11 protein-coding genes are annotated in these 12309 nt (G+C 60.9%); 5 read left to right on the forward strand and 6 right to left on the reverse strand.

Features of this window, described 5'->3' with window-relative positions:
- Nucleotides 1-83: 83 nt before the first annotated feature.
- Entirely contained in the window at nucleotides 84-1007 is a 924-nt protein-coding gene (locus tag AC1D17_RS16235; RefSeq protein ID WP_477566406.1) for a LysR substrate-binding domain-containing protein, read from the reverse strand.
- Nucleotides 1008-1097: 90 nt separating this feature from the next.
- Between AC1D17_RS16235 and AC1D17_RS16240 the strand changes: the two genes are divergently transcribed.
- Together AC1D17_RS16240 and AC1D17_RS16245 are read left to right on the forward strand one after the other, a co-directional pair.
- Entirely contained in the window at nucleotides 1098-2651 is a 1554-nt protein-coding gene (locus tag AC1D17_RS16240; protein ID WP_477566407.1) for a trimethylamine methyltransferase family protein, read from the forward strand.
- A gap of 212 nt (nucleotides 2652-2863) precedes the next feature.
- The gene (locus tag AC1D17_RS16245; RefSeq protein ID WP_477566408.1) at nucleotides 2864-4912 is read left to right on the forward strand and encodes an oxidoreductase; all 2049 of its coding nucleotides are present in this window, start codon (nucleotides 2864-2866) and stop codon (nucleotides 4910-4912) included.
- Between the two features lie 54 nt (nucleotides 4913-4966).
- Here AC1D17_RS16245 and AC1D17_RS16250 read toward each other — a convergent pair whose 3' ends face one another.
- The 5 genes from AC1D17_RS16250 to AC1D17_RS16270 form a co-directional block, all read right to left on the reverse strand.
- Nucleotides 4967-5578 carry a PRC-barrel domain-containing protein gene (locus tag AC1D17_RS16250; RefSeq protein WP_477566409.1) on the reverse strand — a complete coding sequence of 204 codons (612 nt, stop codon included), beginning with the start codon at nucleotides 5576-5578 and terminating at the stop codon, nucleotides 4967-4969.
- Between the two features lie 289 nt (nucleotides 5579-5867).
- On the reverse strand, nucleotides 5868-6752 hold the full coding sequence (locus AC1D17_RS16255) for an SMP-30/gluconolactonase/LRE family protein (protein WP_477566410.1): 885 nt from the start codon (nucleotides 6750-6752) through the stop codon (nucleotides 5868-5870).
- A 2-nt stretch (nucleotides 6753-6754) separates the two neighbouring features.
- Nucleotides 6755-7387, reverse strand: coding sequence for a 2-dehydro-3-deoxy-6-phosphogalactonate aldolase (locus AC1D17_RS16260; protein WP_477566411.1), 633 nt, complete (start codon nucleotides 7385-7387; stop codon nucleotides 6755-6757).
- Nucleotides 7388-7403: 16 nt separating this feature from the next.
- Nucleotides 7404-8321, reverse strand: a complete 918-nt coding sequence (locus AC1D17_RS16265) for a 2-dehydro-3-deoxygalactonokinase (RefSeq protein WP_477566412.1) — start codon at nucleotides 8319-8321, stop codon at nucleotides 7404-7406.
- The gene (locus AC1D17_RS16270; RefSeq protein WP_477566413.1) at nucleotides 8321-9091 is read right to left on the reverse strand and encodes an SDR family NAD(P)-dependent oxidoreductase; all 771 of its coding nucleotides are present in this window, start codon (nucleotides 9089-9091) and stop codon (nucleotides 8321-8323) included. The genes AC1D17_RS16265 and AC1D17_RS16270 overlap by 1 nt, the downstream gene beginning before the upstream one ends.
- 154 nt (nucleotides 9092-9245) lie before the next feature.
- Here AC1D17_RS16270 and AC1D17_RS16275 point away from each other — a divergent pair, with 154 nt between their 5' ends.
- From AC1D17_RS16275 to AC1D17_RS16285, 3 genes are all read left to right on the forward strand, one after another.
- Nucleotides 9246-10049 carry an IclR family transcriptional regulator gene (locus AC1D17_RS16275; RefSeq protein ID WP_477566414.1) on the forward strand — a complete coding sequence of 268 codons (804 nt, stop codon included), beginning with the start codon at nucleotides 9246-9248 and terminating at the stop codon, nucleotides 10047-10049.
- Between the two features lie 206 nt (nucleotides 10050-10255).
- Nucleotides 10256-10996, forward strand: a complete 741-nt coding sequence (locus tag AC1D17_RS16280) for a helix-turn-helix transcriptional regulator (RefSeq protein WP_477566415.1) — start codon at nucleotides 10256-10258, stop codon at nucleotides 10994-10996.
- Nucleotides 10997-11108: 112 nt separating this feature from the next.
- Nucleotides 11109-11864 (forward strand): LuxR family transcriptional regulator, encoded by a 756-nt coding sequence (locus AC1D17_RS16285; protein ID WP_477566416.1) that lies wholly within the window; start codon nucleotides 11109-11111, stop codon nucleotides 11862-11864.
- The last annotated feature ends 445 nt before the right edge of the window (nucleotides 11865-12309 follow it).

Genomic DNA, 12309 nt, shown 5'->3' on the forward strand with positions numbered 1-12309 from the left:
TTTGCGTCCGGAATTGCGTAAGAACAAAAAAATAGAATATTTTCGCGATTCGGAGAAAAGCGGAAATGCGCTGACACCTTTGCTCACCCCTCGCGTTCCCGGCGCCCTTCCTCCAGAAGCCAGTCGCGCACCCGGCGGGCCTGCTGGTTGAGCTCGCGCGAACGCGGCCAGACGACGTAGAAGGCCAGGTCCGTCTTCAGCACATGATTGCCGACCGGAACGAGCGCGCCTGAGCGGACCTGCCGTTCGATCAGGTGGTTCCAGCCAAGCGCGATGCCTTCGCCGGCGAGCACGGCCTGGATGACCAGAACATAATCATTCAATGTCAGCCGCCGCGCCTTGGCGGGGTAGGAAACCCCGGCGCTGGCAAACCATTCCTGCCAGCTATAGGCCTGCCTGACCGGTTCTTCCAGATGGATCAACGGGTGCTTCAGCAGGTCAGCCGGCCGTTGCGGCATGCCGTTGGCCTCGACGAAGGCGGGCGACGCGACGGCGCTGATCACCTCGGGTGCCAAAAGTGCCGTATGATAACGCGGCCAGTTGATCGGATCGCCGCCGCCGCGAACCGCAAGTGGGATCGGCTCCTCCTCAAGGTCGAGATCGCGCACGCTGGTCTGGATGCGCAGATCGATCTCGGGCAGGTCTTCGCGCAGTTTTGTCAGCCGCGGCAGCATCCACATCGAGGCAAAGGCAGTCGAGGCGGCGAGCGTCACATTGGTCTCGCGCCGTTTGGCGCGGATTTCCTCGGCCGATTTCTGGATACGCGACAGGCCGAGCGATACGTCGGCATGGAATTTCTCGCCTGCTTCCGTCAATTGCACCGCCCGGTGGACCCGGTGAAACAAAGGCACGCCAAGCTGCTCCTCCAGCCCGCGAATGGCATAGGAGACGGCAGCCTGCGTCATCGCCAGCTCATTGGCGGCACGGGTGAAATTCTGATGGCGCCCGGCCGCCTCGAAGACGATCAGGCTGGAAGCGGAGGGCAGTAGGCGGCGGAGTGTTTCCATAAATTCAGCTTATATCATGTGTCGAATTTTTCCAGCGTTACACTGGCCTTTTTCACCGCTAGCCTCGACTGAGACAATGGGAGGTGACAGATGGAAACGCTCGTGGCCGCAGAGACAGAACCGGCAAGACGCACACGCCCGGCACGTTCGGCGCGGCGCGACAATGCGGCAAGGATAACGGGTGTTCCCTATATCGCCCGCAACATCCCGACCTACGATATTCTGAGCGAGGAAAACCTTCAGAAGATCGAGCGCGTCGCCGACCGGATCCTGTCGGAAGTCGGCATCGAGTTCCGCGACGATCCGGCCTCGCTCGATCATTGGAAACGGGCCGGCGCCAAGGTCGATGGTGTGCTCGTGCGGTTCGAGCCGGGCATGTTGAACGAGATCGTATCGAGCGCACCTGCCCAGTTCACCCAGCATGCGCGCAATCCCGCCCACAATGTCGAGATCGGCGGCAAGAACGTCGTCTTTTCCCCGGCCTATGGCTCGCCCTTCGTCATGGACCTCGACAAGGGCCGCCGCTACGGCACGCTGGAGGATTTCCGAAACTTCATCAAGCTTGCCCAGTCGAGCCCCTGGCTGCATCATTCCGGCGGCACGATCTGCGAGCCGGTCGATGTGCCGGTCAACAAGCGCCATCTCGACATGGTCTACAGCCATATCAAATATTCCGACCGCGCCTTCATGGGCTCGATCACCGCCGAGGACCGGGCGGAAGATTCGATCGACATGGCGCGGCTGGTCTTCGGCCGTGATTTCGTCGATAAAAATTGCGTTATCCTCGGCAATGTCAACGTCAACTCGCCGCTCGTCTGGGATGGCACGATGACAAGATCGTTGCGCGCCTATGCCCGTGCCAACCAGGCGGCGGTCATCGTGCCGTTCATCCTGGGCGGCGCCATGGGCCCGGTCACCAATGCCGGGGCGATTGCCCAATCCTATGCCGAAACGCTGGCCGGCTGTGCGCTGACGCAGCTGGAGCGCAAGGGCGCACCGGTGATCTTTGGCAATTTCCTGTCCTCCATGTCGCTGCGCTCTGGCTCTCCGACGTTCGGCACACCGGAGCCCGCCATCGGCTCGATGGTCATCGGTCAGCTGGCAAGACGGTTGAAGCTGCCGCTGCGTTGCGCCGGCAATTTTTCCAATTCGAAACTGCCGGATGCGCAGGCGATGCAGGAAGGCGTCATGTCGATGTTGTCGGCCGTGCATTGCGGCGCCAACTTCATCCTGCATTCGGCCGGTTTCCTCGATGGCTTGCTTGCCATGTCTTATGAGAAATTCGTGATGGACACCGATTTCTGTGGCGCCCTGCATTCCTATCTCGCGGGCGTCGTGGTGGACGACAACACGCTGGCCATGGACGCCTTCCTGCAGGTCGGCCCCGGCAGCCATTTCCTCGGCTGCGATCACACGATGCGCAATTACCAGACGGCATTCTGGGATTCGAGGCTTTCCGACAACGAGCCTTTCGAGAAATGGAGCGAGGAGGGCGGCTCCACCGATATGGCGATGCGCGCCAACACGCGCTGGAAAAAGACGCTAGCCGAATATGAGGCGCCGCCGCTGGACGTGGCAATCGACGAGGAATTGCGCGATTACATGGAACGGAAAAAGACAGCTATGGCCGACGCCTGGTATTGAGGGTCACCCTCACCAACTTCGGCCAACGGCTCCTAAACTCGCCCGGCCTGTGTATCCTCTCCCGCAAGGGGGAGGAAGACCCGCGGAGAACGCCTCAGCTCTCCCCTTGCGGGAGAGGGATAGTATGCCCGCACGAAGCGAAGCTGAGTGTTTGGGCGCGCTTGGTGAGGGGTATTGCAAAACAACCCTGAATTCGAAACCTGAGCCAAACAATGACCCCATCCAACGACCCGCTTCTCCAGCCCTATCAGCTCAAGCATCTGACGCTGAAAAATCGGATCATGTCGACATCGCATGAGCCGGCCTATTCGGAAGACGGTATGCCGAAGGACCGTTACCGGCTCTATCATCTCGAAAAGGCCAAGGGCGGCATTGCGCTGACGATGACGGCGGGCTCGGCGATCGTGTCGGAGGATTCGCCCCCCGCCTTCGGCAATCTCTACGCCTATTCCGATGAGATCGTGCCCTGGCTGAAGAAGATCGCCGACGACTGTCACGAGCACGGCGCCGCCGTGATGATCCAGCTCACCCATCTCGGCCGCCGTACCGGCTGGAACAAGGGCGACTGGTTGCCGGTCCTCTCAGCCTCTCCCGTGCGTGAGGCGGCGCACCGGGCTTTCCCCAAGGAAATCGAGGACTGGGATATCGAGCGTATCATCGGCGATTATGCGAGCGCTGCGCAACGCATGCAGGCGGCCGGGCTGGATGGTATCGAGTTCGAAGCCTACGGCCATCTGATGGACGGCTTCTGGTCACCGGCGACCAACCACCGCGACGACGAATATGGCGGCTCGCTCGACAACCRCATGCGCTTCTCGAATATGGTGCTCGACGCCGTGCGCAAGGCCGTTGGGCCTGATTTCATCGTCGGCATCCGCATGGTGGCCGACGAGCAGTGGGACATTGGCCTTTCCCGGGAGGAGGGCGTCGAGATCGCCAGGCGGCTGGCCGGTTCCGGCAAGGTCGATTTCCTCAACATCATCCGCGGCCATATCGATCATGACGCGCATCTGACCAATGTCATCCCGATCCAGGGCATGCCCTCATCGCCGCATCTGGATTTCGCCGGCGAGGTACGCGCGGCAACGAAATTTCCGGTTTTCCACGCCGCCCGCATCGCCGATGTCGCGACGGCACGGCATGCGATCGCCGAAKGCAAGCTCGACATGGTCGGCATGACCCGTGCCCATATCGCCGACCCGCATATCGTCAAGAAGATCATCGAGGGCCGCGAAAACCAGATCCGCCCCTGCGTCGGCGCCACCTACTGTCTCGACCGCATCTATGAGGGCGGCGGTGCGCTGTGTATTCACAATGCGGCCACGGGCCGCGAGGCGACCATCCCGCATGTGATTTCAAAGACAACAGGACCATTGCGCAAAGCCGTCGTCGTCGGTGCCGGACCGGCGGGACTGGAGGCGGCACGGGTGCTGGCAGAGCGCGGCCATTCGGTGGAAGTTTTGGAAGCAACCGGCGCGGCGGGCGGCCAGATCCTGCTCGCAGCCCGCAATCCGCGCCGCAAGGAAATGATCGGCATCATCGACTGGCGGCTTTCCGAACTGGAGCGGCTCAGCGTTCCCATCCACTACAATGTCTTTGCCGAGGCGAGTGATATTCTGGAGCGAAAGCCCGATCTGGTCGTCATCGCCACCGGCGGCATCGCGCAAAATCCCGTGCTGGAGGCCGGTGATGAACTGGTGGTTTCCAGCTGGGATATCATCGCCGGTGTGATCAAGCCCGAAGGCCCGGTCCTGCTTTACGACGATAATGGCGCCCATACCGGCATGACGGCGGCGGAAATGATCGCGGCCAGCGGCACTGAGCTGGAGATCGTCTCGCCGGAGCGCATGTTCGCCCCGGAAATCGGCGGCATGAACCATGTACCCTATGCCAAGGCCTTTGCGGACAAACACGTCCGGGTGACGATCAACACGCGGCTGAAATCGGTGCGCCGCGAGGGCAATCAGCTGGTTGCAGTGCTGGGCTCCGACTATTCGGCAAATGCCTTGCTCGAACGTCGCGTCGCCCAGGTTGTCGTCGAGCACGGAACCCTGCCGATGGCAGACCTCTATCTCGAGCTCAAACCGCTGTCGCGCAATCTCGGCGCGGTGGACTACAAGGCGCTGATCCGCCAGGAAAACCCGATCCGGATGCGAAATCCCGAGGGAGAATTCGACCTGTTCCGCATCGGCGACGCCGTCGCCAGCCGCAATATTCACGCGGGCATCTATGACGCCCTGCGCTACGGCGTGCTGTTCTGAACGAAGGGAAACGGCGGCGCTTTCGCACCGCCGTCCATTATGTTGCCTAATCGCTTACTGGGCGGTTGCAGGCTGTTCGACCGGCTTCATGCCCGAAGCCGTGGACGACGTGGTTGTCGTGTCGACCGGGGTATTGGCGATCTGCTCGGCGATCTGCTGCGACTTGGTCTTGAATTCCGGAGCGGCCTTCAGCGTTTCGGCAGTTTCATGCGTGGTCAGCTTCAGGTCATCTGAATTCGGAATCTCGGCCACAGCGATGGTGTCCAGCGGCACGGCCACGTTCTTTTCGCCGATACCGAGGAAGCCGCCGACGCCGATGACCGCTGCTTCAACCGAGCCATCCATGGTGAAGATCACGTCGTTGATCTCGCCGATGCTCTCATCGGCAGCGTTGTAGACGGTCTGGCCGATGTAGGTGCTGGCAGATATCTGGCCTTCAGCCTGCTCGGTCAGATAGCCGGAGCCGGCGGTATGGGCCGCCTGGGCGGTCTGTCCGACCGGCTTCTTCATCGCGTCAACCGGTTGTTCGCCGGTCATCGGCGTTTCCATGGCCTGCGGCTGCGTAGCCGGTTGGGTGGTGTCCTGTGCGAGGCCAAGAGGTGCAAAAACGGTTATGCCTGCAAAAAGTGCACCTGCCGCGACGGACGCTGCGAGTTTCCTGGTCATTTTGAACCTACCTTTCCGTTCTCTTTGACGATCAAAGCGCGGGGTCCAAATCCTTGCCACCGCACCGGTGATGCAAACACAACGTAAAAGGTCGCGAGTGGTTCCGAAAAAAGCATGCAATTTCAGAGGGAGCTTTTCGTTGGGTTTTTAATCTCGCGGCAGATGAAAGCGAACAAAAACCGGGCTCAAGGCCCGGTTTCAGGATGCTTCTTGCTGAAACTCGCCCCGCCGAGAAAGCCGCGGTGAGGCCGCCTCCCTCGTGGCGGCCGTAAGTCGGTGCGCCCTGCCTTCAGAGCTTATAGGCCGGTTCGAAACGGCCTTTGACGGCGAAACCGAGTTCGAACGTCTTGCCGGCATCCGGATCGGCCTTGCGGGCCGCATCATCCATGTCCTGCCAGGCAGAGGTGACGAGCAGCCGGTCGGCCTTGGCGCCGATGAAGGCAGGGCAGCTCGACTGGGTGGCGGGCACGGAATGGCGGGCAACCCGTGTGCCATCCGGCCTGTAAACATCGACGGCGCCCTGGCCCCAGCGCGCATTCCAGATCAGGCCGTCGGCATCGCAGACCGACCCATCGACATCGCCGGGATTGCCGCTCTGGTCGCTGAACACGGTGGCGTCACCGGTGGGCAGGCCTGTGGCCGGATCGAGATCCACCCGCATGATGTGGTTGATGGCGGAATCGACGAAATAGCCGACGCTGCCGTCGGGCGAAAAGCAGATGCCGTTGGGAATGCTGATACCGCCGTAGAGCCGCGTCACGCTACCCTTGGCGACATGATAGATCGCGCCGGCTTCCTTTTCTGCCTTGCGGCCCATGGTGCCGACCCACAGGCTGCCGGATGGATGCACGCGGCCGTCGTTGGAGCGATTGCCGGGGTTGCTTTCAAGTGCCGCGTAGGCAGTCAGTTCGCCGGTTTTGATATCGCGGATGAACAGGCCGCGATCGGATGCGATCAGCTGCCGCAACGGATCGACCACCGCCAGCACGCTGCCCATGAAGGGCAGGGCATGCAGCGTTTTTTGTCCGCTTTCCAGATGCAGTTCGTGCAGCTCGCGGCCCTTGATATTGAACCACCAGGCGGTGCCGGTGGCGGGATCGAAGGTCGGGCCTTCGCCGAGCTCCAGTGTCAGGTCGCTGAGAATCCTGCCGGAAAAGGGAGTTGTCTCGATCATGCTCATGCCCCGTAAACCGCATCATAGGCCTTGATCGTCACCCGGGCCCGTTCCGCGACTTCGGCCGCACTCATGCCGGCCTTGTAGAGGCTCGAACCGAGGCCGAAGCTCTTGATGCCGATCTTGGCGTAGTCGCCGAAATTGGTGTCGGAAACGCCGCCGACGGCTGCGATTTCGAGGTCCGGCGGCAGGACGGTCCGGATAGCCGCGATGCCGGCCGGGCCAAGCACGCTGGCGGGAAAGAATTTGAGGCCCGTTGCGCCGGCATGGGCCGCGGCCAGCGCTTCGGTCGGGGTGAGCACACCGGGCATGGTGACCATGCCCCGGGCCGCCGCGAGCGCGATCACGTCGGTCTCGACATTCGGGCTCACCATCAGCTTGCCGCCGACGCCGTCGAGTTGTTCAACCTGTTCGATGGTCAAGACCGTGCCCGCGCCGATCAGGCAGCCGGCGGGCGCCATCTTCACGGCGATCTCGATCGATCGGAACGGGTCGGGCGAATTCAACGGGATTTCGATCGCCGTAAAGCCGGTTTCGATCAGCGCGCCGACGACGCCCTGCGTTTCCTCGGGCTTGAGACCGCGCAGGATGGCGATCAGCGGATATTTCATCGGCGGGAAAGGGATGCGGTGCATGATTTATCTTTCTTTTTCAGGCAGGCCAGATGGCGTTGGCAGCGGCTGCGAGGCCATGGCGAACGGCTTCATCGGCATCGATGGTGACGGGATTGAGCTTGAGAGCCGACAGGGCGGATTGATACAGCGCGGCAAGCGCACCGGAGGCCACCAGGCAGACGCCGCTGCCGGGCTTGGCGGTGGCGAGCGCGCCGGCGATTTCCAGGCCGATCAAGGTGCCGGACAGCCGGGCCTTGGCGGCATCCGCCGAGAGCCCGTGCAGCAGCTGGCCGCTGCGCACCGTAAAGACCAGATTGGTCGCCAGAGCCGGGTTTTTGACAGCTTTGGCGACCGCGCCGAGAAAGGCCGGGTCATCGTCGGCAAACGAACCGGCTCCGGCGATGGCATGGCTGAGAATGGAATGCTTGGCGATGACGTCGAACAGCTCGCCGGTCATGAAGGTCGAAAAGCCATCGACGATGCCGCCGGTCACGCGCACCCATTTGCTGTGCGTGCCGGGCATGCAGACGAGATGGCTGCCATTGCCGAGCTGCGATATCGCGCCGAGCAGTTGGGTTTCCTCGCCGCGGATCACATCCGGCGCCTCTTCGCTGCGCTGGGCAAGACCCGGCAGAATGCGGATATCCCGGTTGGCGTCGGGCACGGTCACGGCCGCCTTGACGATGGCGCTGAGCGGCGCGGGCGTATCGAGATAGCCTGCCTCGACCCAGCCCTGGCGGGCTCCGGCCATGCCGCAGACGATCACCGGCAGGTGCGGCGGTGCGGAAACTGCCTGAAGATGGGACTCGAGGACGGCAGAGAAACCGGTTTTCGCCGCCGTCGTCATGCCTTCGCCGCTGCGGCGTTCGGCAAGGATCGCGCCGCTTTCGCTGACGATCCACAGGCGGAAACTCGAAGTTCCCCAATCAACCGCCGCGTAGGATGCTGCCGTCATTAAAATACGCCTCCGTCGATGATCATGGCCTGTGCCGTCATCCGTGCCGCGCAATCGGAGGCAAGGAAGAGACAGGGCCCCACCATATCCTGCGCGACGAGCATGTGCTTCAGGCACTGTTTTTCCAGCATGCCGGCAATCGCGGCATCGTTTATCCAGAGCTTTTTCTGCCGCTCGGTCACCACCATGCCCGGCAGCACCGCATTGACGCGGATATTGTCCGGGCCGAGTTTGCCGGCGAGCGATTTGGTCAGCCCGACAATGCCGGCCTTGGCCGTCGCATAAGCCGGAATTTCACCCATGTTGAGCATGAAGGCGATCGACGAAAAATTGACGATCGAACCGCCGCCGGCCCGCCGCATGTGCGGTGCTGCGGCCTGACAGGTGAAGAACACATGTCGCAAATTGACGGCCTGGCTTTCGTCCCAACTCGCTTCGGTCACCTCTTCAAGCTGCTGCCGGTCGTCGCGCGCGGCATTGTTGATGAGGATGCTGAGAGAGCCAGTCGCATCGGCGGCCTGATCAACGGCGGATTTGATCGCCTGAACATCGCGCAGGTCGGCTTGAATGAAAATCGGCGCATGATCGGCAAGGGGGACAAGCCGCTCCACCAGCGCCCGGCTATCGGCTTCGGCGATATCGATGAAGGCGACGCGGGCGCCCTGCCGGGCAAAGCCCTCGACGAGAGCGGCACCGATGCCTGAGCCGCCGCCGGTGATCAGGACGCCGCGCCCCTTGAGGTCGTGAAATTGTGCGGCTGGCAGGGCCATGATGCTTCGCTCTCCCGGATGTAACCAGCCAGCTTGCATTTGCGGCTGGTTTGTTCCATTATATGGAACAGACTCTTACTATTTGGAATTATCGCGCTGCCGATGCCGGCTTGTCAAGGTCGAAGCCGTAGCGCCCGTCAAACGGACAGGTATGATGGAACGGGAAATCTCTTCACCCGCCGCTGCGCACAATAGCGGTACCGGTACGCTGGGCAAGGTTCTTTCCGTGCTGGAGACTGTTGTGACATCAGACCGGCCTCTGCGGTTCAGCGATATCCTGGCTTTGTCCGGCCAGCCGCGCGGCACGCTGCACAGGCAACTCTCCCACCTGGTGGAAGAGGGACTTTTGACGCAGGGGCGCGATCTTTGCTACGAACCCGGCCTGCGCCTGCTGACATTCGCCTACCGGGCATGGTCGAACAACCAGTTCCGTACTGTCGCCGCGCCGCATCTGCGCCGCTTGCATGAGGAAACCGGCGAGACCGTTCATCTGGGTGTGCTGCGTGGCACCGAGATCATTTATGTCGATAAGGTGGAAAGCCGCCAGACAGTCCGGATGCAATCGCAGATCGGCAATGCGTCGCCGGTCTACTGTACCGGCCTTGGGAAGGCGGCGCTGTCGGTGCTGCCGCCGGACCGGCTCGCCGAGACGCTGGGCAAGCTGATATTCCACCGGTTTACCGCCAATACACATCTTTCCGTCGCCTCTTTGACGCGTGATCTGGACGAGGCCCGATTGCAGGGTTATGCCTTTGATCGTGAGGAACACGAAACGGAAATCCGCTGTGTTGCTGCTCCCATCCACGATGCCGGGTTCGATCTTGTCGCCGGTATTTYGGTCACGGGGCCGGCCTATCGGGTAACGATGGAACAGCTGGAAAACTGGGCTCGTCCGGTTCGCCGGGCGGCGATGGCGATCAGCGAGGATGTGGAAATACGTCTTGGCCCAGGGCGTTAGACTTTCGCGATGCCCTCCGGTTAATTAGGCGAAGCGACTGGACGCGGGGAAATCGGAGCTGTAGTTTTTAATATATCAGATTCTGTGCCTGCCGACGTTCAAACCTCCGCCTTGAAGAAGGGCGGGATTTAACCGGGACGAAGCCGGGGTGGAACGGGTGCTCGTGACACCGGATCCATTGGGAGGCGAGCCTGGAAGAGGTAAGAATGGTGGATATCAGCGGACATCTATCACCCACAACGGTTTCCGCCGACCAGCAGGCCGCGGAGGCGATGACGCGCGAAGCCGATGTCCGCAAGGCTTTGGAGAAAGTCTCACGCATCTATGGCTTTCACGGTTTCCTAGTGATGGTTGTGCCGGGGAAAACCTGCTGCAGCCTTTCGGACACCGTTGTCATGACGAACTGGCCAAAGGATTTCCTGATCAACTACGATGCAGCCAACATGATGGCCGGCAGCCCGGTGATCGAGCGGCTGCGCAGAAGCACCATTCCCTTCACCTATGACACGGCCGTTGAATCCCACCGGCGCTCAGACGGCAAGGGAAATCAGGTGCTCAGCCTGTTCGAACGGGTCAACCTGCGGCGTGGTGTCTACATCCCGGTCCATGACGTGCACGGCACGTGTGGTGCCGTCGCTTTCGGCGGTAATCGCGAGGTGGTCAATTCCGCCGAGCTGAAGGAGTTGACCTACAAGGCCGGGTACCTGTTTGGCCGGCTGAGCGAAATCAAGGAGATGCGCTCGCCCGTGCCTGCGGTGCTGTCGCGGCGCGAGATCGAATGCCTGCACTGGGCCGCCGCCGGCAAGACAACCACGGAAATGGCGAAAATCCTGGATCTCTCCGAATACACCGTCAATCACTATCTCAGCCGTGCCACCCGCAAACTGGATTCTGTCAATCGCGTCCAGACCGTGGCAAAAGCGATACGTGCCGGATTGATCAATTGAGAAATGTTTTTGAACGCAAGCGGGAAACCGGCATGATGAGCAGGGTGAAATATCGGCGATGCTTCAAAACGGCTGGCCGGCAACGCACCCCGTTGTGCGGTGGAGTTTGTGAATGCGCGATACGTTGATGGCAGAACCGATTGAAAAAGAGCAGTCGCGCGGCGGAGATTTCGCCTCGGAGATCGCCGCGCTGGAAACCCAGTTCGATGCGATCCGCTACATGAAGAAGACCACCCTGGCCTTCRGCTTCAAGACGTTCCTGGTCTGCACGGTGCCGTCCTTCGATGCCGACAAGCTGTCGGGCGCTTCGATCCTGTCGAATATGCCGGCGGATCTGGTCAATACATATGACAGTATCTCGCTTCTGAAGCATTCGACCGGCATTCGCCGCTTGAGGGAAACCACGACACCGTTCCAACTGACACTCGATGATTGGAAAAAGGAAAGCGGCCGTCCGCCGCAGACCAACGACTATATTGCCATGTTACGTGGACACGGAATTTTTCAGGCCAACTACTTCCCGGTTCACGATGCCGATGGCAGCCGGGCGACCGTCATCTGGATGGGGAAACGTACAGAACTGCCGATGTCTGCGATGATGGAACTGCAGATGATCGCCATTCATATCTACAATCGCCTGACGGAAATCGGCTCGTTCTGGAAAGGCGCCCCCGTCGTCCTGTCGGAGCGTGAAATCCAGTGCCTCAACTGGACTGCCGCCGGCAAGACGAGTTCGGAGATTGCAGGCATCCTCGGGCTGTCGGAGCACACGGTCAACCATTACCTCAACCATGTCAGCAAGAAGCTGGATGCGGTCAACCGCACGCAGGCTGTCGTCAAGGCAATGAAGAAGGGATATATCAGCTAGAGCCTCATTTATCGCATGAGGTTTTAAGCTTTGCGGATCGTCCGGCGACCCGGAATAAAGCAGGCGCCGCGATTATCCCCGGCATTTTAGACGAACATTAAGATTTGCGGTGCACCTTTACTGTCGGTGGAATGATTTCACTGGGAGGGTGCTTGAACAATCCCTGTCCTCGATGATCATCGGGACGGGAGTGTGAAGCGCTTTGAAGTCTGCGCGCATCGTTTGTCTGAAATGACGCGCCGTGCTCATGCACGAATTGTATCCTCCGCACCTTTTCCCAAAGTGATATTCATGTGACGCCGCAACTCTGAGGCATTCGCCCGTTGCCGTCGCGCTTGCGAGGATACGAGATGCTGTTCAAGACTGCGACCTCCCGTAATATATTCTCCGTTGTGGCTACAGGGCTCTTTGCCACTGTGGTGACCGCCGGCACACTGTTCTGGAT

This window comes from Pararhizobium sp. P1_E7 (genome assembly GCF_056405855.1).